The 21,358-nt window shown below is 69.9% G+C and carries 20 protein-coding genes; 10 read left to right on the forward strand and 10 right to left on the reverse strand.

Features of this window, described 5'->3' with window-relative positions; genetic code table 11:
* Positions 1-94: 94 nt before the first annotated feature.
* Positions 95-1,288 carry an aspartate kinase gene (locus tag VZL07_RS00905; RefSeq protein WP_426753414.1) on the reverse strand — a complete coding sequence of 398 codons (1,194 nt, stop codon included), beginning with the start codon at positions 1,286-1,288 and terminating at the stop codon, positions 95-97.
* A 150-nt stretch (positions 1,289-1,438) separates the two neighbouring features.
* Between VZL07_RS00905 and VZL07_RS00910 the strand changes: the two genes are divergently transcribed.
* The 4 genes from VZL07_RS00910 to VZL07_RS00925 are packed head-to-tail and all read left to right on the forward strand — an operon-like array spanning position 1,439 to position 6,096.
* Positions 1,439-2,161, forward strand: a complete 723-nt coding sequence (locus tag VZL07_RS00910) for an ABC transporter ATP-binding protein (protein ID WP_426757213.1) — start codon at positions 1,439-1,441, stop codon at positions 2,159-2,161.
* Between the two features lie 29 nt (positions 2,162-2,190).
* On the forward strand, positions 2,191-2,994 hold the full coding sequence (locus tag VZL07_RS00915; protein ID WP_426753415.1) for an ABC transporter permease: 804 nt from the start codon (positions 2,191-2,193) through the stop codon (positions 2,992-2,994).
* A 1-nt stretch (position 2,995) separates the two neighbouring features.
* Positions 2,996-4,567: a GldG family protein gene (locus VZL07_RS00920; RefSeq protein WP_426753416.1), complete on the forward strand. Its 1,572-nt coding sequence runs from the start codon at positions 2,996-2,998 to the stop codon at positions 4,565-4,567.
* Positions 4,564-6,096 carry a DUF4340 domain-containing protein gene (locus VZL07_RS00925; protein WP_426753417.1) on the forward strand — a complete coding sequence of 511 codons (1,533 nt, stop codon included), beginning with the start codon at positions 4,564-4,566 and terminating at the stop codon, positions 6,094-6,096. Before VZL07_RS00920 ends, VZL07_RS00925 begins: the two co-directional genes overlap by 4 nt.
* 46 nt (positions 6,097-6,142) lie before the next feature.
* Here VZL07_RS00925 and VZL07_RS00930 read toward each other — a convergent pair whose 3' ends face one another.
* The 6 genes from VZL07_RS00930 to VZL07_RS00955 form a co-directional block, all read right to left on the reverse strand.
* Positions 6,143-7,261: a hybrid sensor histidine kinase/response regulator gene (locus VZL07_RS00930; protein WP_426753418.1), complete on the reverse strand. Its 1,119-nt coding sequence runs from the start codon at positions 7,259-7,261 to the stop codon at positions 6,143-6,145.
* 25 nt (positions 7,262-7,286) lie between these two features.
* Entirely contained in the window at positions 7,287-7,907 is a 621-nt protein-coding gene (locus VZL07_RS00935) for a chemotaxis protein CheB (RefSeq protein WP_426753419.1), read from the reverse strand.
* 7 nt (positions 7,908-7,914) lie between these two features.
* Entirely contained in the window at positions 7,915-8,733 is an 819-nt protein-coding gene (locus tag VZL07_RS00940; RefSeq protein WP_426753420.1) for a CheR family methyltransferase, read from the reverse strand.
* Positions 8,734-8,748: 15 nt separating this feature from the next.
* Complete coding sequence (locus VZL07_RS00945; RefSeq protein ID WP_426753421.1) at positions 8,749-12,189, reverse strand: response regulator; 3,441 nt, start codon at positions 12,187-12,189, stop codon at positions 8,749-8,751.
* A gap of 230 nt (positions 12,190-12,419) precedes the next feature.
* Complete coding sequence (locus tag VZL07_RS00950; RefSeq protein ID WP_426753422.1) at positions 12,420-13,124, reverse strand: metallophosphoesterase family protein; 705 nt, start codon at positions 13,122-13,124, stop codon at positions 12,420-12,422.
* Positions 13,108-13,965: a nucleotidyltransferase gene (locus tag VZL07_RS00955; protein ID WP_426753423.1), complete on the reverse strand. Its 858-nt coding sequence runs from the start codon at positions 13,963-13,965 to the stop codon at positions 13,108-13,110. Before VZL07_RS00955 ends, VZL07_RS00950 begins: the two co-directional genes overlap by 17 nt.
* Positions 13,966-14,154: 189 nt before the next feature.
* Here VZL07_RS00955 and VZL07_RS00960 point away from each other — a divergent pair, with 189 nt between their 5' ends.
* The 6 genes from VZL07_RS00960 to rpoZ all read left to right on the forward strand — a co-directional run bounded on the left by VZL07_RS00960 (position 14,155) and on the right by rpoZ (position 19,323).
* A complete protein-coding gene (locus tag VZL07_RS00960) occupies positions 14,155-14,694 on the forward strand; it encodes a hypothetical protein (RefSeq protein ID WP_426753424.1) in 540 nt (179 codons plus the stop codon).
* The gene (locus VZL07_RS00965) at positions 14,691-15,449 is read left to right on the forward strand and encodes an ACP synthase (RefSeq protein ID WP_426753425.1); all 759 of its coding nucleotides are present in this window, start codon (positions 14,691-14,693) and stop codon (positions 15,447-15,449) included. The genes VZL07_RS00960 and VZL07_RS00965 overlap by 4 nt, the downstream gene beginning before the upstream one ends.
* Positions 15,450-15,575: 126 nt before the next feature.
* Positions 15,576-16,871 carry an AmpG family muropeptide MFS transporter gene (locus VZL07_RS00970; RefSeq protein WP_426753426.1) on the forward strand — a complete coding sequence of 432 codons (1,296 nt, stop codon included), beginning with the start codon at positions 15,576-15,578 and terminating at the stop codon, positions 16,869-16,871.
* 105 nt (positions 16,872-16,976) lie between these two features.
* Positions 16,977-18,614: a phosphoglucomutase (alpha-D-glucose-1,6-bisphosphate-dependent) gene (gene pgm / locus VZL07_RS00975; protein ID WP_426753427.1), complete on the forward strand. Its 1,638-nt coding sequence runs from the start codon at positions 16,977-16,979 to the stop codon at positions 18,612-18,614.
* Positions 18,611-18,970 carry a DoxX family protein gene (locus tag VZL07_RS00980; protein ID WP_426753428.1) on the forward strand — a complete coding sequence of 120 codons (360 nt, stop codon included), beginning with the start codon at positions 18,611-18,613 and terminating at the stop codon, positions 18,968-18,970. The genes pgm and VZL07_RS00980 overlap by 4 nt, the downstream gene beginning before the upstream one ends.
* Before the next feature lie 116 nt (positions 18,971-19,086).
* On the forward strand, positions 19,087-19,323 hold the full coding sequence (rpoZ, locus tag VZL07_RS00985) for a DNA-directed RNA polymerase subunit omega (RefSeq protein WP_426753429.1): 237 nt from the start codon (positions 19,087-19,089) through the stop codon (positions 19,321-19,323).
* Positions 19,324-19,343: 20 nt separating this feature from the next.
* Here the strand turns inward: rpoZ and VZL07_RS00990 are convergent, their stop codons facing one another.
* Genes VZL07_RS00990 through VZL07_RS01000 form a run of 3 tightly spaced genes read right to left on the reverse strand, consistent with a single transcriptional unit; the run spans position 19,344 to position 21,113 of the window.
* Complete coding sequence (locus VZL07_RS00990) at positions 19,344-19,823, reverse strand: NUDIX hydrolase (RefSeq protein ID WP_426753430.1); 480 nt, start codon at positions 19,821-19,823, stop codon at positions 19,344-19,346.
* A 36-nt stretch (positions 19,824-19,859) separates the two neighbouring features.
* Positions 19,860-20,501 (reverse strand): hypothetical protein, encoded by a 642-nt coding sequence (locus tag VZL07_RS00995; RefSeq protein ID WP_426753431.1) that lies wholly within the window; start codon positions 20,499-20,501, stop codon positions 19,860-19,862.
* A gap of 12 nt (positions 20,502-20,513) precedes the next feature.
* Complete coding sequence (locus tag VZL07_RS01000; protein WP_426753432.1) at positions 20,514-21,113, reverse strand: hypothetical protein; 600 nt, start codon at positions 21,111-21,113, stop codon at positions 20,514-20,516.
* Positions 21,114-21,358 lie beyond the last annotated feature (245 nt).

The raw sequence follows: 21,358 nt of genomic DNA on the forward strand, positions 1-21,358 counted from the left end.
GTAGGCACGAACCTCAGGGAGGGAAGCGGGTGCCCCTCCCTGAGTCGCGGGCTCGGACTGACGGGCCGGGCAAATGCCCAGGATGAGAAAGTTCCTACCGTCCGAGGAGCTCCCGGTGCAGCCGTGCCGTCAGCGCCTTCAGGTGCGTCCGGTCCACCAGCAGCGTGAGCTGCAAGGGCGATGTGTGGGCCGCATGGACGGGGGCGCCCAGCTCCTCGGCGGCCGCCAGGGCCCGGCGCAGCGGCGCCCAGTCCGCGTTCAGCCCCACCCCCACGCAGGTGACGGTGCCCAGGTCCTCGCGCCACGACACGGCGTCCCCGAAGCGCGTGGCCAGCTCGCGGCGCAGGGCGTCCGGCCCGTGGACGTCCGCCAGCGGGATGGCGATGGCCGTCCTGCGCGGCCCGCCCGACGGCCCTTCGAAGTCCAGCGTCCGGCCCCGCACCGCGCGCGCGTCGAGGAACTCCAGGAGCTCGGCGAGCCGGACGGGCTCGGCCGCGGTGAGCACCGCCATCTCCGCGTCGGCGGTGACGCCCTTGAGCCGGTTCTCCGTGGGCACGGCCAGCTCCTGCACCGCCGTCCCCGTCCCCTGGCCATGGGCCGTGCGGGCCAGGATCGTGATGCCGCGCGCCTTCGCCCACTCCACCGCCTGCGCGTTGAGCACCTTGGCGCCCGCGCTCGCCAGCTCCTGCATCTCGTCGTAGCTCAACGACTCCAGCTTGCGCGCGTCCGGCACCACGCGGGGGTCCGCGCTGAACACGCCGTCCACGTCCGAGTAGATTTCACACGCCTCCGCCTCCAACGCCGCCGCCAGCGCCACCGCCGTCGTGTCCGAGCCACCCCGCCCCAGCGTGGTGACCTCCTTCTTGAAGGAGACCCCCTGGTAGCCGGCGACAATCACCACCTTGCCCCGCCCCAGCTCGTCGTGGATGCGGAAGGGGCGCACCTCCACGATGCGCGCCTGCGAATGCGCGTCCGTGGTGATGATGCCGCTCTGGCTGCCGGTGAAGCTGATGGCCGGCACGCCCAGCTCCTGGAGCGCCATGGAGAGCAGCGCCATGGAGATGCGCTCGCCGCAAGTGAGCAGCATGTCCAGCTCGCGGCGCGGCGGGTCCGGCGACACGCCCTTGGCCAGGGCCAGCAGCTCGTCGGTGGTGTCGCCCATGGCGCTCACCACGACGACCACCTGATAGCCCGCCTCGCGCTTCTCCTTCACCCGCTGGGCGACCTTGCGAAGCTTCTCCACGCCGGCGACCGACGAGCCGCCGTACTTCTGGACGACGATTGGCATAGGGGACTCACTACTCCTGTTCGGTGTGTCCGGAAAACCACACCGAGCCCCCTTCTTGCAGAAGTCCGGCCAGCCGACGAGCGGCGCCTACACCCGGAGTCAGTGTCGCCTTGACAACCGGATGTCGGTTTAAATACCGCCCCCATGCCGATGATTGAGGTTCAGCACCTCACCAAGCGATACCGAGACCGGGTGGCCGTGGACGACCTCACCTTCCAGGTCGAGGAGGGGCAGATTCTCGGCTTCCTCGGCCCCAACGGCGCTGGCAAGTCCACCACCATGAAAATCCTCACCGGCTTCCTGCCTCCGTCGGAGGGGGTGGTCCGCGTCGGGGGCTATGACGTGGAGGCGCAGCCGCTCGAGGTGAAGCGCCGCATCGGGTACCTGCCGGAGATGCCGCCGCTCTACGTGGAGATGACGGTCCGGGGCTACCTGCGCTTCGTCGCCGCGCTGAAGGGGCTGACGGGGCGCGCGCTCAAGGACGAGCTGGAGCGGGTCGCCAGCCTCATGGGCGTGACGCACGTCATGGACCGCGTCATCCAGAACCTGTCCAAGGGCTACAAGCAGCGCGTGGGCATCGCGCAGGCGCTGCTCGGCTCACCGCCGGTGCTCATCCTGGACGAGCCCACCGAGGGGCTGGACCCCGCGCAGCGCGCCGAGCTGCGCGCCCTCATCAAGGGCCTGGCCGGCAAGCACACCGTCATCCTCTCCACGCACATCCTCCCGGAGGTGACGATGACCTGCGAGAAGGTCCTCATCATCCACCAGGGGAAGATGGCCGCCTACGACGACATCCACCAGCTGGCCCGCATCCATGGCCAGGCGGAGAGCGCGTCGCTGGAAGAAGTCTTCATCAAGCTGACCGCCGCCTGAGCGCGGCCCCCTTCGAGGCCCCCGACTCCATGCGCACCGCCCTGGCGATTGCCCGCAAGGAACTGTCCGTCTACTTCACCACGCCGTGGGCGTACGCCGTCTTCACGGCGATGGTGGCGCTGACGGCTTTCTACTTCACCGACCTGCTGCAGGGCTTCAACGAGGTCCAGGCCGTGGCCCGCCGGGTGGGCTGGTCGCAGATGTCGCCGGACTTCAACATGTACCGCAACCTCACGGACGGGGTGGTGGTGGAGCTCTGGGGCAGCGTGCTCGTCATCACCCTGGTCGTCACGCCCTTCCTGTCCATGCGGCTGTTCGCGGAGGAGAAGCGCAACCGCACCTTCGAGCTGCTGATGACGGCCCCGGTGCGCCCCATCGAAATCGTGCTGGGCAAGTACCTGGGGGGCCTGGGCGTCATCTCCGCCACGCTGGGGCTCACCCTCGTCTTCCCCGTGGTGCTGTCCATGTTCGGCCGCAGCGAGTCCGGGCTCGCGCTGGAGTGGTCCACCGTGCTGCTGGGCTACGGCGCGCTGCTGCTCTGGGGCGCCACCTGCATGGCCGTGGGCCTGTTCATCTCCGCGCTGACGGAGAGCCAGATGCTGGCGGCCTTCCTCACCTTCTGCACGCTGCTGGCGTGGATGCTGCTGGGCCAGCTGGCCCGCCGCGCGGACGAGCCGCTGCGCTCCGCCCTCACCTACGTCTCCTGCGACCTCCAGCTCCAGGGCATGCTCAAGGGCGTGCTGGAGCTCCAGTCGCTGGTGTTCTTCGCCTCGGTCATCATCTTCTCCCTGTTCCTCACCCACCGCACGGTGGAAGCGCGGCGGTGGGCCTGACATGAAGACCGCCAACCTCGGAAAGGTCCTGGGTGCCGTCGGCCTGCTGCTGCTGCTGTCGAGCCCCTTCACCCTGCTCGTCACCTCGGACAGCCACGTCGCCGCCGCGGTGAAGGCCGGCGTGGGCCTGGTGCTGCTGGGCATCTACGCCGCCACGAACGTCCAGCAGCTCAACCAGTTCGCCACCCGCAAGTCGGGGACGGCCTTCGCCACCGCGGCGCTCACCACCCTGGGCGTGCTCGCCGGCCTGGTGGCGGTGAACTACGTGGCCTTCAAGCAGAACCGGCGGTGGGATTTGACGCAGGCGCGAATCCACACGCTCGCGCCCCAGACGACCGCCACGCTGGCGGCCATGCCCGACACGGTGCGCGCCATCGGCTTCATCACCCCGGCGCATCCCCACTACGCCCAGGTGGAGGCGCTCTTCCAGCTCTACCGCGCCGAGGCACCGGAGCGCTTCGAGTACACCTTCAAGGACCCGCGCCGCAGCCCGGACCTGGCCGCGAAGTACCAGCTCCGCGAGGGCCAGACGGCGGTGGTGCTGGCGCGCGGCGAAGGCGAGCAGGCCGTCCACACGACGCTCCACACCGTGTCCGAGCAGGAGCTGACGCACGCGCTCATCAAGCTGAACGCGGTGGGCACGCAGAAGGTCTACTTCACCACCGGTCACGGCGAGTGGCCGCTCGACAAGGAGCAGGCCCCGGCCAACGACCCGGGCGCCAGCCTCTCCGAGCTCCGGCGTCAGCTGCTGCAGGAGGGCTACACCGCCGAGCCGCTCAACCTGGCCGGCGTCCCGGACGTGCCGGGGGATGCCGCGCTGGTCATCATCGCGGGCGCCCGAGCACCCTTCGTGGCCCCCGAGAGGGACTCGCTCCGGCGCTATCTCGCCTCGGGCGGGCGCCTGCTCTACTTCGCCGATGCCGGGCTCCGCGACGGGCTGGACGCGCTGCTGTCGGAGTACGGCGTGCAGGTGGACGAGGGCATCGTCGCGGACGCGCAGTTCAACAGCGGCAACCCCTTCGTGGTGCTGTCGCTCTTCTACAGCGAGCACGAGATTGGCCGGCCGCTGCGCCAGCAGGGCCTCAACGTGGAGTTCCCGACGTCCCGCAGCCTGTCCCTGCTGCGCCTGGGGCTGGCGCCGGGCGTCCAGGTGCAGCCGGTGGTGCTCACCTCGCAGCACGGCTGGGTGGAGACCACGCCGGAGGAGAACGCGCTGCCCTCGGATGGAGAGAAGACGGGGCAGCTGGTGCTCGTGGCCGCCGTGACGCGCGACACCCGGGACGCCCCGGGCAAGCGCTTCGACGAGGCGCGGCTCGTGGTGATGGGCGACTCGGAGCTCCTCCTGGACCCGAACTGGGGCCATGAGCCCAACCGCAACCTGGTGATGAATGCGCTGGGCTGGGCGTCCAACCAGCTCACGAAAATCACCATCCGCCCGCCGGACCGCGAGGTGTCCACCCTGGAGCTCGACGCGGCGACGCTCCGGGGCATCCGCTTCGTCACCACCGACCTGCTGCCGCTGTCCCTGCTGGGTATCGGGCTGGCCATCTGGCTGGCGAGGCGCAACAAGTGAGGCCGGCCCGCTGGAAGTGGCGCCGGCGTTCGCTCGCGGTCACCGTCACGGCGTGCCTCGGGCTCGCCGCCTGTTCCGGAGAGCGGACGTCCGACACGCGCGAGGCCCGGGCGCAGGCGGCGGCCCCGAAGCTCTTCGTCACGGATGAAGCGAATGCGCCGGGTGGCGAGAACGGCGCGCAGGTGAAGCCGGTCTTCACCCACCTGACGGTGCGTGCCCGCGGCGTCACCACGGAGCTGGCTCGCGAGCAGGACGGCACGTGGAGGGTGACGGCGCCCGTGTCCGCTCGGGCGGAGGCCGCCGTGGTGGAGACCCTCATCGACACGCTCACGTCCGCGAAGTTCAGCGCCACCGTGAAGGACGCCCCCAGCGACGCCGACCTGGACGCCTACGGGCTGAAGCCCCCCGTCTTCACCGTCACGGCCCGGGCCTACGTGCCCGACGCGCGGGGCGGTGGAGCGCAGGACGCCTCACGCCAACGCACGGTGACGCTGCATGGCGGCCATGAGAACACGTACGACGGCTCCGTCTACGTGCGCCGCGATGGGGAGCCGACAGTCTATGCCGCCGCGGGCACGGTCCGCTGGGCCCTGGACCGGGACACCTTCGCCCTGCGCTCCAAGGAACTGCTGGGGCCACTGGACGAGCGAACCCTGAAGGGCATCGCCGTGACGGCGGGCCAGAACACGTACCAGCTGGAGCGCGAAGCGGACGGCGTGGGCTGGCGGCTGGTCGCACCGGTGAAGGCCCGCGCGGACGCGTCGCGTGTCTCGGACCTCGTGAAGGCGCTGGTGGAACAACGGGCGCTGTCATTCCCCGAGGATGGCCCCGACGTCCGGAAGCGGCTCGGACTGGAATCGCCCGACGTGGACGCGCGCTTCACCGGGGGCTCGGGCGAACCGGTGCGGGTGCGGATGTCCCGCGTGACGGCCGAAGGCGCCGTGCGCGCCTACGCCTTGCGTGAGCAGGGAGCGCAGGCCCTGCTGGGCGAAGTGGCCGAGGACGCCCTGTCCGTGCTGGACGTCAGCCTCCGGGAGTTGAAGGACCGACGCGTCCTGGACTTCCGGCGCAAGGACGTCCGCCGCATCGAGTTCCATCCCGGAGGAGGCGCCCCCGCCATCACCGTGGTGAGCACCACGGGAGGAGACGAAGGCACCGGACACTGGGACATGGAGTCCCCGCGGCGAGGCAAGGCGCAACACTTCAAGCTCGCCTCCCTGCTCCGCACGCTGGACACCGTGAAGGCGACGGGCCTTGGGGAGGCGAACCCGAAGAACTGGGCACGGTACGGCGTGACGCCTGCGTCCCGAGGCGTCGTGCTGCTTGGCGCGGACGGGAAGGAGTTGGCTCGGCTCTCCTTGGGCGATGAAGTCCCTGACGAGCCCGGCACGCTGTACGCCCGGGGCTCCGGAACCGATGTCCTCCTGGTGCCCGAGTCGCGGCTGGTGCTCCCCACCCGGGCAGAGGACCTGCTGGAGGCAGCCCCCGAGGCGCCGAAGGAGCGCGCGGGGACCGAACCGGCTCCGTGAGCCTCCCCCAGATGTCCCGGCAAGCCGGGCATCGCGCTGGCCGGGCTCAGAGCTTGATGACCTCCGTTCCTCGGCGCGGCAGGACGACACGGAAGGTCGTGTACCGGCCGGAGCCAGACTCCACCTCCACGCTGCCGTGGTGTGCCTGGACAATCTGCTGGACGATGTAGAGCCCCAGCCCCAGGCCCCCGGTACGGCCCCGCTGCTGATTCCCTCGGCGAAAGGGGTCGAAGAGGAAGGGCTGCAGCTCGGTGGGAATCACGCCCACGTTGGACACGGAGAAGGAGACGGCGTCCCCGTGCGTGCCATCGAGGCGCAGCTGCACGGCCTCGCTGGCGTCCCCATGCTGGAGCGCGTTGCCAATGAGATTCGAGGCGACCTGCGCGAGACGGTCCGAGTCCCAGTCCCCCACCACATCGCCCTCCTGCACGAGCTCGATGGAGTGCTGGGGAAACGCCGTCTGGTGCTCCTGCACCATGCGCCGGACGAGCTGGCCGAAGTCCGTCTCGCCGCGGCGCAGGGGAATGCCGCCCGCGAGCCGGGCCCGCGCCAGGTCGAGGACGTCCTCGATCATCCGCCCCATGCGCTTGCCGCTCGTCAGCATGCGGCTGGCGCTCTTGCGCACCGCCGGGTCCTCCGTGCGCCGGTAGAGCAGGTCCGCCGCCGTCAGGATGGCGCTCAGGGGGTTGCGCAGGTCATGGCCCAGCACGGCCGTGAACATCTCGTTGAGGCGCAGCGTCTCCGTCAGCTCATCCAGCTGCCGGGCCAGCTGCTGCTTCTGCCGGTGCAGCTGGAAGAAGACCTCCGCCTTGTTCCGCAAGACGTGCGGCTCCAGCGGCTTGTAGAGGAAGTCCACCGCGCCCGCGTCGTATCCCTTGAAGCGCCGCCGCTGGTCGTGGGCGCCCGCGGTGACGAAGATGATGGGGATGTGGCGCGTGCGCTCCGAGCCGCGCATCAGCTCCGCCAGCTCGAAGCCGTCCATCTCCGGCATCTGCACGTCGAGGAACGCGAGCGCGACGTCCTCGTGCTCGAGCAGCAGCTCCAGGGCCTGCGCGCCCGAGCGGGCCTGGAGCACCTCCACGTCCTCTCGGCGCAACAGCGCTCCGAGCGCGATGAGGTTCTCCTCGAGGTCATCGACGAGGAGGCATTTCACCCGTGGCGTCATGGAAGCAAACTCCTTCCCGGAAGCGTCAGCCTGCATGCCCACCTCCCAGCATCCGCAGCAGGTGGGCCATCTGTTCGAGCGATAGGACGAAATCGGCCGGCCCTCGCGCCAGCGCCGCGGCGGGCATGATGGCGACCTGGGCGGTGTCCGGACGCTGCACCACCGTCACCCCGCCCGCCTGGCGGATCGCCGCCAGCCCGCGCGCGCCATCCGAGTTCGCCCCGGTGAGCACGAACCCCGCCAGCCGGTGGCCGTAGGTATCCGCGGCGGACTCGAAGAGCACATCGATGGAGGGCCGGGAGAAGAGCACCGGCTCATCCACCGAGAGGGCCAGCGAGGGCCCGTCGTCCACCAGCAGGTGATAGTCCGGGGGCGCGAAGTAGAGGGTGCCCGGGAGCACCGGTTCCTTGTCCTGGGCCTCGCGGACGGGCAGCGCGCACCGGGCCGAGAAGATGTCGACCAGCAGGCTGCGCCGCTCCCTCGGCTGGTGGATGACCACGAGCACGGCGGGACGGAACTGCCGGGGCAGCGAGGGCAGCACCAGCCCCAGCGCCTCCACGCCTCCCGCGGAAGCCCCCACCACCACCGCGTCGATGCGGCCTGCGAGGCTGGCGGGCTGGATGCCGGTGGGGCTTTCGAAGTCCACGAACGCCCTACACTTTCTGGAAGATGCGGTCCTCCCAGACGAGGGAGGAGAACGCCGACGCATGTTGGGAGAAACGCAAGGACTCGCGGGCGCCCAGGCCGAGGAAGCCCTTGCGGCAGAGGGAGTCCTTGAACAGCCCGAGGGCCCGCTCCTGCAGCTCGCGGTTGAAGTAGATGAGGACGTTGCGACAGGACAGCAGCTGGACCTCCGCGAAGACGCTGTCCGTGGCGAGGCTGTGGTCCGAGAAGACGATGTGCTTCTTCAGGGAGCGGTCGAAGACCGCGTGTCCGTAGGCGGCCGTGTAGTACTCGGAGAGCGAGGCATGACCGCCGGACTGGCTGTGGTTCTGCGTGAAGGCGGCGATGCGGTCGACGGCATAGACCCCCGCCTCCGCCTTCTGGAGCGCCTGGGTGTTGATGTCCGTCGCGTAGATGAGCGTGCGCTCCAGCAGCCCCTCTTCACGCAGCAGGATGGCCAGTGAGTAGACCTCCTCGCCGGTGCTGCACCCCGCCACCCAGACCTTGAGGGACGGATAGGTGCGGAGCAGCGGGACGACGCTCTCACGCAGCGAACGGAAGTAGGACGGGTCCCGGAACATCTCGCTCACCTGCACGGTGAGGTAGTTGAGCAACTCCGGGAACAGGGCTGGCTCGTGGAGGATGCGGTCCTGGAGCTGGGACAGCGTGCGGCAGCCGAAGCGGTCCGCGGCCAGCGCCATGCGCCGCTTGAGCGAGGCCATGGCGTAGCCACGGAAGTCGTAGTGGTACTTCAGGTAGATGGCGTCGAGCAACAGCCTCAGCTCGATGTCCAGGTCCTTGGAGACCATGCGGCGCCCGCGTCCCTAGGCCTTGGGCATCCAGACGCGGATGAGCGACAAGAGCTTCTCCACGTCCAGCGGCTTGGCGATGTAGTCGTTGGCCCCCGCGGCCAGGCACTTCTCCTGGTCGTCCCGCATCGCCTTCGCCGTCAGGGCGATGATGGGCAGCTTGTGCCATTCGCTGCGCTTGCGGATTTCGCGCATGGCCGTCAGCCCGTCCATCTCCGGCATCATGATGTCCATCAGCACCAGGTCCACCGTCAGCGATGGCTGGGCGAGGCTCCGCGTCAGGCGCTCCAGCGCCTCCTTTCCGTTGCGGGCAATCTCCACCTTCGCGCCCCGCGGCTCCAGCACGCTGGAGAGCGCGAAGATGTTCCGCACGTCGTCCTCCACCACGAGGATGCGCCGGCCCTCCAGCGCCGCCTCGCGGTCGCGAGCCACCTGCAGCATGCGCTGCCGCTCCGGCGGCATCCGGGCCTCGACCTGGTGGAGGAAGAGCGTCACCTCATCCAGCAGGCGCTCGGGTGAACGCGCGCCCTTGATGATGATGGACTTGGAGAAGCGCCGCAGCCGCTGCTCCTCGTCGCGCGTCAGCGAGCGCCCCGTGTAGACGATGACGGGCGGGAAGGAGACGTGCTCCAGCGCCGCCATCTGCTCGAGCAGCTCGTAGCCGCTGAGGTCCGGCAGGTTGAGGTCCATCACCATGCAGTCGAAGGTGCTCTCCCGCAGCTTCACCAGCGCCTCGCCCGCGGTGGCCACCCCGACGATGCCCACCTCCTCGCTCTCCAGCAGGTGCTGGATGCTCTCGCGCTGGCGGGCGTCGTCCTCCACCACCAGCACCCGGCGTACACCCGGGGAGAACTTCGTCTCCAGCTTGCGCACCGCCTCCATGAGCTGCTCGCGCTGCACCGGCTTGAGCGCGTACCCCACGGCACCCAGCTCCAGCGCCTCGCGCGTGTGGTCCGCCACGGAGATGACGTGGACCGGGATGTGTCGCGTCCTCGCGTTGCGCTTGAGCTGGTCCAGCACGGCCAGCCCCGAGTGGTCCGGCAGGTTCATGTCCAGCAGGATGGCGCTCGGCTGGAAGTCCACCGCGGCCCGGTAGGCGTCTCCCCCGTTGTCGGTGACGACGGCCAGGAAGCCCAGCTCCCGCGCCAGGTCCCTGAGAATGAGGGCGAAGCGGCGGTCGTCCTCGACGACGAGGATGACGCGCGCGTCCGGGCTGAGCTGCGCCCGGTCGTCGTCCACGAAGGCCGAGAGCGGCGCATGGGACGGGGCAGGCGCGGCGGCCACCGGCGGCGTCACTGCGGGCCGGACGGGTCGCTCGGGCTCGTGGGCCACCGTCGCGGCACCGGTGAGCGCCACCGGCACCGTCACGGTGAAGGTGCTGCCCTTGCCGGGCGTGCTCTCCAGCGACACGTCTCCGCCCAGCAGCTTCGCCAGGTCGCGGGAGATGGACAGGCCCAGCCCCGAGCCCCCGTACTTCCGGTGGGTGCTGCCGTCCGCCTGCCGGAAGGCCTCGAAGATGAGCCCCTGGAGGTGGGCGGGGATGCCGATGCCCGTGTCCGTGACGGAGAACGCCAGGCGCTCCGGGCCCGCGGGGAGGACGTGGAGGGACACCGCGCCCTTCTCGGTGAACTTGAGGGCGTTGGAGAGCAGGTTCTTCAGCACCTGTCCCAGCCGCTGGGGGTCCGTCTCCAGCGTGGCGGGTGCCGCCGGGTCCACGTGGGTGGTGAAGCCAATGCCCTTCTCCTGCGCCAGCACCTGGAAGGTGCGGGTCAGGTTCTCCACGAAGCGCGACAGGTTCACCTGCTCGGGGACGATGTCCACCTTGCCCGCCTCGATGCGGGACAGGTCCAGGATGTCGTTGATGAGCGCGAGCAGGTCATTGCCCGCAGCGGAGATGGTCTGCGCGAAGCGCACCTGCTCCTCGGTGAGGTTGCCGTCCTTGTTGTCGGCCAGCAGCTTGGCGAGGATGAGCGAGCTGTTGAGCGGCGTGCGCAGCTCGTGGCTCATGTTGGCCAGGAACTCGGACTTGTAGCGGCTGGTCCGCGCCAGCTCCTCGGCCTTCTCCGTCAGCTCCGCCTGGGCGCGCGTGAGCACGTCCTTCTGGTTCTCCAGCAGCTGCGTCTGCTCCTCCAGCTGGGCGTTGGTCTGCTCCAGCTCCGCCTGCTGCGCCTCCAGCCGTACCTGGGACTCCTTCAGGATGCGGCTCTGCTCTTCAATCTCCTCGTTGGAGACGCGCAGCTCCTCCTGCTGGGCTTGCAGTTCCTCGGCCTGGCGCTGCGTCTCCTCCAGCAGCTCCTCCAGCCGGGTGCGGTCATGCGAGGTGCGCACCGCGATGCCCACGGACTCGGCCATCCGCTCGAGCAGCTCCAGATCCGAGGGGTGCACGGGATGGAGGAAGCCCAGCTCCACCACGGCGTTGACCTTCCCGTCCACATGGGCGGGCGCCACCAGCAGGTGCCGCGGCGTGCCCTGCCCCAGGCTGGAGCTGACGGGCAGGTAGCCCTCCGGGACGTCCCGGACATGGAAGACGCGGCGCTGCTTGAGCGCCTGCCCCACCAGCCCCTCCCCCGGCTGGAGCTCGGCGCCCGAGGCCGGGAAGGACGCGGGCAGCGCGTAACCGCCGAAGCGCCGGAAGCGGTGGGCGCCGTCCGCCAGGTAGATGGCACCCACCTGGGCATCCAGGTACTCCGCCAGGAGGCGCAGGACGTTGTCTCCGAGCTGCTCCAGGCGCTGCTCGCCCTGCATGGCCGCGTTCAGCAGCGACTGCCCTTGCTGAATCCACGCCTGGATGGAGCGCGCCCGGAACTCACGCGACGTCATGTAGGCCGCGATGGCGATGAGCACGAGCAACAGCGCCGAGCCCAACCAGGTGACGGTGAGCGACGCGGTCGCCGCGCGCTGGAAGTCGCTGTTGCGCATCTCCAGCAGCCGCCGCTCGTCATTCTCCATCTGCTCGATGAGCGTGCGGATGCGGCTCATCAGCTCGATGCCCTCGTCGGTCCGGACCATGGCCAGCGCGGCATCGGGCTGCCCCGACTGCTTCAGGTCGATGGTCTTCCGAATCTCCGCGAGCTTCTCGGTGATGAGCGCGTTCAACATCCCCAGGCGCCGCGTCTGGAGGTCGTTCTCGGCCAGCAACTCCTGGAGTTGCTCCAGCTGGCGGGGCAGCAGGCGGCTGGCATCGACGAAGGGCTCCAGGTATCGGTCCTCGCTCGTCAGCAGGAAGCCGCGCTGGCTCGTCTCCGCGTCCTTCACCGTGGACAGGAGCGTCTTGAGGCGCGCGTCCACCTCCATGGTGTGGCGGACCATCTCCACCGCTTCCGTTCGCGTCTCCAGCGACTGGTAGGAGAGGACGGCGATGACCAGCACCGCCAGCGCCGCCAGGACGAAGCCCCCGAGCGTCGTCGGCGGCAGCGGAGGGCCGAAGCGATTGACACGGGGGGCCGCGGGCTTCATCGCAGCTCCTGCTTGCCCTGGTGGGCACGCTCACTTCCGCGACGGCACGAGCAGCCAGCCAAGCCACCCTCGAGGCACTGGAGAACACCTGTCATGTTGAGACGCGTCCGGTAGCGGGGGTCGACGCAACGGCTCCCGCGTACCACATGCCTCCCGGGTCCTCTGGCCTCCACCCACCGGTCAGGCGACACCTTGTCGGACAATTGACACTGTGTTGCACCGCGGGGCAGCTACACCTCGAGCAGGACGAAGCGCTGGTCCGGGGTGTGCTTCGTCAGCAGGGGCATGGCCACGTTGTAGACGGGGATGCCGCTCTTCGTCTTGCCATGGCGGGCGCCGTGGTGGGCGTGCCCGTGAAACACCGCCTCGGCGCCGTAGTGGTCAATGGGCATGGACAGCCGGCTGGTCCCCAGGAAGGGGCGAATCTCGATGTTCTCTCCCTCCAGCGTCTCCGGCACCGGGGCGTAGTGCATGATGACCACCTTCTTCTCCACGTCGAGGTGGCTCAGCGCGGCTTCCAGCTTGAGCGACTCCGTGACGGCCTCCTGCACGAAGCCCTTCGTCTGGGCCTCGCCGAAGGCCTGGAGCGTGGCGTTGCCGAAGCCTCCGCCAAAGCCCTTCACGCCGGCCACGCCCAGCACCTTCTCGAAGATGAAGTGGTCGCCATCCAACACGTGGACGCCCACCTTGGCCAGCTCGCCGCAGATGTCCTTCACCTGGTTGTGCTCGTAGTCATGGTTGCCCAGCACCGCCACGCACGGCACCCGGAGGGCGGAGAGCTCTTCGGCCAGCACCCGGCCCTCCTCGACCATGCCCCTGTCGGTGAGGTCGCCGCACAGCACGAGCAGGTCCGCCGAGGCGTTCACCTGCTTGACGAGCTGCCGGAAGCGTCCGTGGTGGTCCTCCCGGCAGTGCAAGTCACCGACCGCCGCCAACCGAATTTTCGAGCTCGGATCGCGCGCCACGCTCGTCCCCCCGCTGTCGTTCGTTCTCGTCCCAGGACCTCCCGTCCCCGAAGCCCCAGTGGTGGATGTCCACGTGATAGTTCACCCGGGAAATCAGGTTGCCGCGGCACAGCTTCTCTTCCCACCGCCCCTCGCGGAGCGTGTGGAGCGTGCGGCTCATCAGCTCCGCCATCACCCACTCTGGAATGACGTCCCGCTCGGACGGATAGGCGAAGCGGAACATCATCAGGTGGCTCAGCAGCACCTCCCAGTACCGGTCGAAGCGGCGCATCAGCCGCTCCCAGTCCATGTTCCGGCCCGCCTTGAGCAAGAGGTGGTTGACGTCCGAGCCGTCATACCGCTCGCGCTCGTTCACGAAGGCCTTGGACCAGATCATCTCCTCGGCGGGCGCCACCAGGCACTCGTGGCCGAAGATGGTGGCGCGCGGCGCGTGCTCGAACCACTCGTCATCCACCACCGCCACGCCGTTGCCGGACGAGAAGATGAAGTCGACGAAGTAGTCGCCCTTGTAGGCCTTGTAGAGCCACACCTCGTCCGCGCGTTCGGTGCGCCAGCCGTCTTTCTCCAGCACCTGGAGCGCCCGGAGCGCGTCCGCCTTGCGAGGGAACAGGTCCAGGTCCTTCGTGTCGCGATAGATGCCGGTGTACGTGGCATAGGCGTAGGCGCCGCCCACCACGAAGGGCACCCCGGCGTCGAGCAACAGCCCGACGGCCCTGGCCCGGGCGTTGATTTCGTCCGGGGCTCGCTCACGCTCGGCCAGCTTCGCGTCCGTACCCATCTCGCCGGGATGGTTGGGGTGTCTCTTTTCCATGGCCGAAAGGTAGGGACTGCGAATTTCGGCCGTCTGCCCGCCGGGAATAGATGCCTGGGGAGCGGGCAACCAACCTACAAGCATCGGGATTCACGCCGTTTCACGCACCCGGCGGGCGCCTTTTCTGTTTTCCGGCCGTGCTGTGCCCATGAAGGCAGGCACGCCGCTGCACGTCCCGCTGGCGGCCGCTTGAAGGGGACGTGGACGCTGCCGCGCAAGCGCCTGCGGTGTGTCGCGGCGCTGTTCGCGGGCTGTGTCAAATGCGACGAACGGAGTGGGCGCCTCGGTGCGAGCGTGCTCGGCCTCGTCGAGGACATCTCCAACCCGGCCCTGAGAGGCAAGACAGTGAGCGCCTGTGGAAACTTCGGCATGGCCGTCTACTCCACGCTGGGACGCGTGCGTAGTCTGCGCCACGTGACGGGAACGAGCAGGCCAGCCCTCCAGGTCCTCCCCGGCGGTCCACGGCCAGACCGGCGCCAGGGGTTCGAGCGGGACGTCGCCGCCCGTCCCGAGGGCCGAGTCAGCCAGGGCGCCATGGAGACGCGGGACCTGGTGCGCCGGCTGCTGGGGCGCGTGGACGCGGAGACGCAAGCGGCCGCCGTCCACGTCCCCGCTGGCGGGATGACACGGGAAGACGTAGCCGCGCCACTCGGTGAGCCGGTGCGCGCCCTCCGTCAGCGGCTGGAGCCCTTCGCCGCGCTGGGCGGAGAGGAGCTGAAGGTTCCATGAGCGCGCACGAATCGGAACGGACCCTGCGCCGGCTGCGCGCCGGAGAGCTGGCCGCCGCCGAGGCCGCACGCGTGCAGGCCCATGCGGCCACCTGTGACACCTGCGCCCAGGCGCTGCGCGCGCTCGAGGACGCCCAGGCGCGCTTCGATGCCGGCGTGGAGCGCGCCCTGGAGCGGCAGCGTCGCCAGGACGCCGCGCGCCCGCCGCCGCGCCGCTGGATGGCGACGTCGGTGGCCATCGCCGCATCGGTGCTGGTGGTGGTGCTGGTGCGCCCGCTGCTGGCGTCGGGGCCGGCGTCTGGCGTGGCCGAGGGCCTCAAGCGACTCAGCGGCGGCCCGGCGGCGGAGCTGCGCATCGGCGGAGGCCTGGGGCCGCAGCGCGAGGCGACGCCCGGGACGCCCGAGCCGCTGGAGCCGGGCGAGCGGGTGATGCTGGGCTATCGGGCCGGGACGCACCGCTATGTGGCCGCGCTGTCGGTGGACGCCATTGGCGAGGTGACGCCGCTGCACCCCGAGGCCGGCGCCAGCGCCCCGGTGGAGCCCGGCATCGCGCAGCAGTGGCTGCCGGGTGGCTGGGAGCTCACCGGCTCCGGTGCGGAGCGCGTCGTCCTGGTCCTCAGCGACGAGCCCCTCCCCGTGGACACGCTGGTGGAGGCCGCCCGGCGCGCCTTCGTGAAGGCCGACGGCGAGGTGACGCGGATGGCTCCGCTGGAGGTCCCCGGCGAGCAGACACACTGGGTGCTCTTGAAGCCATGAGGCCCCTGCCCCGCCTCCTCACACTCGCTGGACGGCCAGGAAAGCGGCCGAGCGGACATTCCCGCGCATGAATGGTGACGCGCGGGGTGGATTCTCTATGCTGGCCACTGTTCTCCGGCGCGCTCCATGTCCAAACCGTCCATCCTCGCCGTTCTCAAGAGCCCGCGCATCTGGCTGCTCGTGGCCGTGGGTTTCGCCTCCGGCCTGCCCCTGTGGTTGACGGGCGTCACGCTGTCGGCGTGGATGAAGGACGAGGGCGTCAACCTGAAGACGATTGGCGTCTTCGCGCTGGTGAGCATGCCCTACACCTTCAAGGTGCTCTGGGCGCCGCTGATGGACCGCTACACCCTGCCCTTCCTGGGTCGGCGGCGGGGCTGGATGCTGGTGACGCAGGTGCTGCTCATGGGCGCCATCGCCGCCATGGGCCTCTTGAACCCCCGGGAGACCCCGGTGGCCATGGCCGCCATGGCGGTGCTGGTGACGTTCCTGTCCGCCAGCCAGGACATCGTCGCGGACGCGTGGCGCACGGACATCCTCACCGCGGAGGAGCGCGGGCTCGGCAACTCCACCTACGTCACCGGCTACCGGCTGGGGATGCTCACCGCGGGCGCCCTGGCGCTGACCTTGTCCGACGTGGTCGGCTGGTCGCGCACGTACTTCATCATGGGCCTGCTGATGGCCGTGGGCGTGGTGGCCACGCTGCTGGCGCCGGAGCCCCAGGGCACCCGTCCCCCGCGCAACCTCACGGACGCGGTGGTGAAGCCCTTCGTGGAGTACTTCACACGCCAGGGCGCCATCCCCGTCCTGATGTTCCTGGTGCTCTACAAGCTGGGGGATGCCATCGCCGCGGGCATGGTGACGCCCTTCTACAAGGAGCTGGGGTTCTCCAACACGGAGATTGGCGCGCTCAGCAAGGGCCTGGGCATGGTGTCCACCATCGCCGGCGGGCTGCTGGCCGGCGTGGTGATGGTGAAGCTGGGCACCCGGCGCAGCCTCTTCATCTTCGGCGCGGCGCAGGCCCTCACCAACCTGATGTTCCTGGGGCTGTCGCTGGTGGGGAAGAATGACCTGATGCTGGCGGCCACCATCACCGTGGACAACCTCTGCGGCGGCCTGGCGGTGACGGCGTTCGCGGCCTACCTGATGTCGCTGTGCCACAAGAGCTTCAGCGCCACGCAGTATGCGCTGTTGTCGGCGCTGGGCACGGTGGCCAACCGCCTCATCTCCGCCACGTCCGGCTACCTGGCCGAGTCGCTGGGCTGGCCCACCTTCTTCGCCGGCACGGTGCTGCTCGCCGTTCCGGCGCTGGTGCTGCTCGCCTTCCTCCCGGAGAACGCGGCCACCCCGGCCGAGGACGCGCCCCCGCCCGAGGCCCCACCGCAGTCGGAGTCCTCCTCGAGCTCGGTGGCGGTGGCCCGCTGACGGTCCGCCCCCGCCGACGGGCAGGTCAGGCGCGGATGTAACGCGGTGCACGCTCGGCACAATCGGTGAGCCATGCACCGCGCGGCGTGGCTATGGTGCGCGGCCATGGCACACCCGCTTGCTGGCAAACCCCCACCGGAAGACTTCCTCATCGACCCCGAGAAGCTGCGCGCCGCGTACTTCTCCGGCAGGCCCGACGTGGGCGTGCCGGAGCAGCGTGTCGCCTTCGGCACCTCCGGCCACCGCGGCTCCTCCGCGCGGAGCAGCTTCAACGAAGGCCACATCCTCGCGGTGACGCAGGCCATCTGCGAGTACCGCCAGCAGCAGGGCATCGACGGGCCGCTCTTCCTGGGCATGGACACCCACGCCCTCTCCGCCCCCGCGCAGCAGACGGCGCTGGAGGTGCTCGCCGCCAACGGCGTGCAGGTGCGTTTCACGGACGGCGCCACGCCCACGCCCGTCATCTCCCACGCCATCCTCACCTACAACCGCGGCCGTACGGCGGGGCTCGCGGACGGCATCGTCATCACCCCGTCCCACAACCCGCCCGAGGACGGCGGCATCAAGTACAACCCGCCCAACGGCGGCCCCGCCGACACGAACGTCACCTCCGTCATCGAGAAGCGCGCCAACGCGCTGCTCGGTGGGGGCAACGCCGGGGTGCAGCGCATCCCCTACGAGCGCGCGCGCACCGCGCCCACGGTGCAGCCGCACGACTTCATCACCCCGTACGTGGAGGACCTGGGGAGCGTCATCGACATGGAGGCCCTGCGCGGCGCGAAGCTGCGCATCGGCGCGGACCCGCTGGGGGGCTCCAACGTCGGCTTCTGGGAGCCCATCGCCACGCGCTACGGGCTCGACCTGCACGTGGTGAACCCCACGGTGGACCCGACGTTCCGGTTCATGCCGCTGGACCACGACGGGAAGATTCGCATGGACTGCTCGTCGCCCTACGCCATGGCGAACCTGGTGCGGCTCAAGGACGCGTATGACATCGCCTTCGGCAACGACGCGGACTCGGACCGGCACGGCATCGTCACCCGCAGCCTGGGGCTGATGAACCCGAACTACTACCTGGCCGTCGCCATCGACTACCTCTACCGCAACCGGCCCGGGTGGAAGCCCGGCACGGCGGTGGGCAAGACGCTGGTGAGCAGCAGCCTCATCGACCGCGTGGCGAAGGACCTGGGCCGCCGCGTCGTCGAGGTGCCGGTGGGCTTCAAGTGGTTCGTGGACGGGCTGCTGGACGGCTCGCTCGGCTTCGGCGGCGAGGAGAGCGCCGGCGCGTCCTTCCTCCGCCGCGATGGCACGGTGTGGACCACGGACAAGGACGGCATCATCCTGGACCTGCTGTCGGTGGAAATCCTCGCGCGCACCGGCAAGGACCCCGGCGAGCACTACCAGGCGCTGGCGGCGAAGTTCGGCGCGCCGCACTACACGCGCATCGACCAGCCGGCCACCGCCGCGCAGAAGGCGGCGCTGAAGAAGCTGTCTCCGGACGCGGTGAAGGCCACCACGCTGGCGGGAGAGCCCATCCTCCAGCGCCTCACGCGCGCCCCCGGGAACGACGCGGACATCGGCGGGCTGAAGGTGGTGGCGGAGAACGGCTGGTTCGCCGCGCGGCCTTCCGGCACCGAGGACGTCTACAAAATCTACGCGGAGAGCTTCCGCGACGAAGCGCACCTCCAGGCCATCCTCGAGGAGGCGCGCGCCATCGTCGGCGCGGCGTTCGCGGCCACTTGAGCGGTGCGAAGGGCGTCCTCCAGTACGTGCTGGCCCTGCTGATGGTGGGCGCGGGGCTGAACCACTTCCGCGTCCCGCAGATGTACCAGCGCACCATGCCCCCGTACCTGCCGTGGCACGGGCCGGCGGTGTTCTGGAGCGGCGTGGCGGAGGTGCTGCTGGGCGTGGGCCTGGTCATCCCCCAGACGAGCCGACTGGCCGCCTGGGGGCTCATGGTCCTGTTCATCGCCGTCCTGCCGGCCAACCTCTACATGGCCCAGCACCCGGAGCGCTTCCGGAAGATTCACCCCGCCCTGCTCTGGCTGCGGCTGCCCCTCCAGGGCGTCCTCATCCTCTGGGCGTGGTGGTACACCTGAGCGCGGAGCGCCTGTCCGCCCGGCATCCCGCCGGTGCGTCCTTCCTTGACTCGCCGGAGGGTGCTCTTTAGGTTCACAGGCTTCCAGTAGCTCCACCGAATTCCGAAGGACGTTCCATGGCTCGCGTTACCGTCGAAGACTGCCTCCCCCTCGTCGACAACCGGTTCGCGCTGGTGCTGCTCGGCGCCAAGCGTGCGCGGCAGCTGATGGCGGGGGCCCGCCCCATCATCGAGCAGTCCAAGAACAAGCCCCCCGTGCTGTCCCTGCGCGAGGTGGCCACCGGCCGCGTGAAGTTCGACCGCGACGTGCGCGAGGCGCTGTCCGGCAAGTACACCGGCGAAGAGGCCAAGTAGTCAGCCTCTCGCGGTCTCCCTCAAGCCCCTTCCTTGCCGGCCACGCTCGCCGGGGAAGGGGCTTCGGGTATCAGGCCCTGGGCGCGCAGCCAGCGCATCGCCCGCGAGGCGACGGCCTTCTCACCCTTGTAGCCCAAGAGCGGCACCAGCTGGCCCACCGGCACCCAGCGCACCTCGTCCACCTCGATGCGCGGCCCCGGCAGCGGCCCCAGGTCCCCCTCCTGATAACGGAACAGGAAGAAGTGGACGCGCTTGAAGATGCGCTGTCCGCGGAACTGGTACACGTAGCGAATCTCGCCCAGCGGGGCCATCAGCGACACGATGAGGCCCGTCTCCTCGCGCACCTCGCGGCACGCCGTCTGCTCCGGCGTCTCGCCCGGGTCCACGTGCCCCTTCGGCAGCGCCCACAAGAGCCGCCCATGGGGACGGATGACGGCCACCTCCCAATGGCCGGCATTCTCCCGGATGACGACACCGCCTGCGGACGCCTCGCGTGGCATACCTGCCCACCCTACCCGATGCCGCGGGAAAGGTGCTCACCCGCCGTGCGCGAAATGACGCAGCTTGGCCTCGGCCCCCAGCCGGTAGGCGTAGCGCAGGTCTCCCAGGAGTCGGTCGAGCCGTCTGGCGGCGACATGGCCCATCAGCCGCGCGCAGAAGCGGCGTGACAGGCGGTTGGCCTCCTCGTACCGCCAGCGCTCCTGGGCGGACAGCTGCTTGCGGTAGGACACCCGGTCGAAGAGGCGCTGGAGCAGCTCCTGCGCCCAGGCCCCCACGCCCTCGCCCCACCGGTGCAGCAGGCACACGGCGAACTTGTCCACCTCCGCCTGGGCCTCCAGCTCCAGCAGCGACACCGTCCGGCCATGGGCCGCCGTGTGCGCCACGTAGAGGAAGTGGCTCACGCCCTCGGCCAGCTGGCAGTAGCCGGCCAGGTCCGTGTCCAGCACGTAGCCCAGCGGCCCGGACTCGTAGGGCTTGAGCCGGTCCAGCAGCGCCGGAGACAGGTACAGGGCCAGCTCCAGCGCGTCACCGGCCTCGTGCACCAGCAGCTCCTCGTCGGAGCGGCCGGTGCCCCCCAGCCGCGCGGCGGCCTCCGTGTCCACCACGAAGACCTCCGCCCTCGCCTCGCACGTGAAGCCGTAGATGGCCTCCAGGTGGTCCTGAACGCGGCCAATCATCCGTGCCTCCGGCTAGTTGGCGAGCTGCCCCTTGGGGCGCGGCATCATCCCCGCGTCCAGCAGGACGCGCTCCAGCCGGTCGTTCCCGCTGCGGACCCAGGCCTCGTACACCTTCAGCGCGCCGCTGGGCCCCGCCTGCACCATGCCCCGGGCGGCGATCTCCTCCAGCACCTCCACCACCCTGCGGAACTTCTCGCACAGCTCCCGGTACACCTGCGCGAAGCCCGTCGCCGGCGTCAGCTCCGCCACGTGGCCGTACGCCGTGCCGCCCATCTGGATGTAGTAGTCCGGCCCCACCGCCCCGCCCTGCAGCGCCCCGGAGAAGAAGCCGGCGGTGTACAGCGACACGTCGCCCAGCCGGCGCAGGGTGCGGATGCGCTCGGTGCGCTCCTGCTGCAGGGCCTGGTGGTAGAGGATGGCCAGCGGCTCGTGGTCCTTGCGCCCGTCCTCCTCGCGGGTGAACAGCTTGTCGGTGACGGCGAACTCGGACAGCAGGTTCACCAGGTAGAACTCCGTCACTTCCGCCAGTTCCACCCGCTGCCGCCCCGTGACCTCGCCCAGAAGAGACTTGAAGAATTCCTTCAGAGACAGGGACGCCACCAGTCCACTCATTGACACCTCCCGTCATTCCCCGGGCGGACGTCGCCCGGAGGAGACCCCACAAGGGTAGCAATCGGGTGCAAGCGCGGCAAAAGCCACCCCCAGTGATTCCGGGCACTTGCGTTAGCACTCGCGTGTCACGAGTGCCAAACCGGGGCCCGCCGGCACGCGGCCCGGCGCTGCGCCCCCAGGGTCCCCGCACGGGCGAAAAACCCAGCAATGCCGCGCAGTTGGCATGTGCGGGCACGCGCGGCCAG

It is taken from the genome of Pseudomyxococcus flavus, assembly GCF_050038885.1.
GTDB lineage: Bacteria > Myxococcota > Myxococcia > Myxococcales > Myxococcaceae > Myxococcus > Myxococcus flavus.

Excerpts from the sequence above, each read along its gene's own strand:
- VZL07_RS00940 (WP_426753420.1), bottom strand. The coding sequence starts at position 8,733 with ATGGTCTCCAAGGACCTGGACATCGAGCTGAGGCTGTTGCTCGACGCC.
- VZL07_RS01000 (WP_426753432.1), bottom strand. The coding sequence starts at position 21,113 with ATGAGTGGACTGGTGGCGTCCCTGTCTCTGAAGGAATTCTTCAAGTCT.
- VZL07_RS00915 (WP_426753415.1), top strand. The coding sequence starts at position 2,191 with ATGCGCACCGCCCTGGCGATTGCCCGCAAGGAACTGTCCGTCTACTTC.
- VZL07_RS00945 (WP_426753421.1), bottom strand. The coding sequence starts at position 12,189 with ATGAAGCCCGCGGCCCCCCGTGTCAATCGCTTCGGCCCTCCGCTGCCG.
- pgm (WP_426753427.1), top strand. The coding sequence starts at position 16,977 with ATGGCACACCCGCTTGCTGGCAAACCCCCACCGGAAGACTTCCTCATC.
- VZL07_RS00990 (WP_426753430.1), bottom strand. The coding sequence starts at position 19,823 with ATGCCACGCGAGGCGTCCGCAGGCGGTGTCGTCATCCGGGAGAATGCC.
- VZL07_RS00910 (WP_426757213.1), top strand. The coding sequence starts at position 1,439 with ATGATTGAGGTTCAGCACCTCACCAAGCGATACCGAGACCGGGTGGCC.
- VZL07_RS00965 (WP_426753425.1), top strand. The coding sequence starts at position 14,691 with ATGAGCGCGCACGAATCGGAACGGACCCTGCGCCGGCTGCGCGCCGGA.
- VZL07_RS00905 (WP_426753414.1), bottom strand. The coding sequence starts at position 1,288 with ATGCCAATCGTCGTCCAGAAGTACGGCGGCTCGTCGGTCGCCGGCGTG.
- VZL07_RS00995 (WP_426753431.1), bottom strand. The coding sequence starts at position 20,501 with ATGATTGGCCGCGTTCAGGACCACCTGGAGGCCATCTACGGCTTCACG.
- VZL07_RS00970 (WP_426753426.1), top strand. The coding sequence starts at position 15,576 with ATGTCCAAACCGTCCATCCTCGCCGTTCTCAAGAGCCCGCGCATCTGG.
- rpoZ (WP_426753429.1), top strand. The coding sequence starts at position 19,087 with ATGGCTCGCGTTACCGTCGAAGACTGCCTCCCCCTCGTCGACAACCGG.
- VZL07_RS00955 (WP_426753423.1), bottom strand. The coding sequence starts at position 13,965 with ATGGAAAAGAGACACCCCAACCATCCCGGCGAGATGGGTACGGACGCG.
- VZL07_RS00930 (WP_426753418.1), bottom strand. The coding sequence starts at position 7,261 with ATGACGCCACGGGTGAAATGCCTCCTCGTCGATGACCTCGAGGAGAAC.
- VZL07_RS00920 (WP_426753416.1), top strand. The coding sequence starts at position 2,996 with ATGAAGACCGCCAACCTCGGAAAGGTCCTGGGTGCCGTCGGCCTGCTG.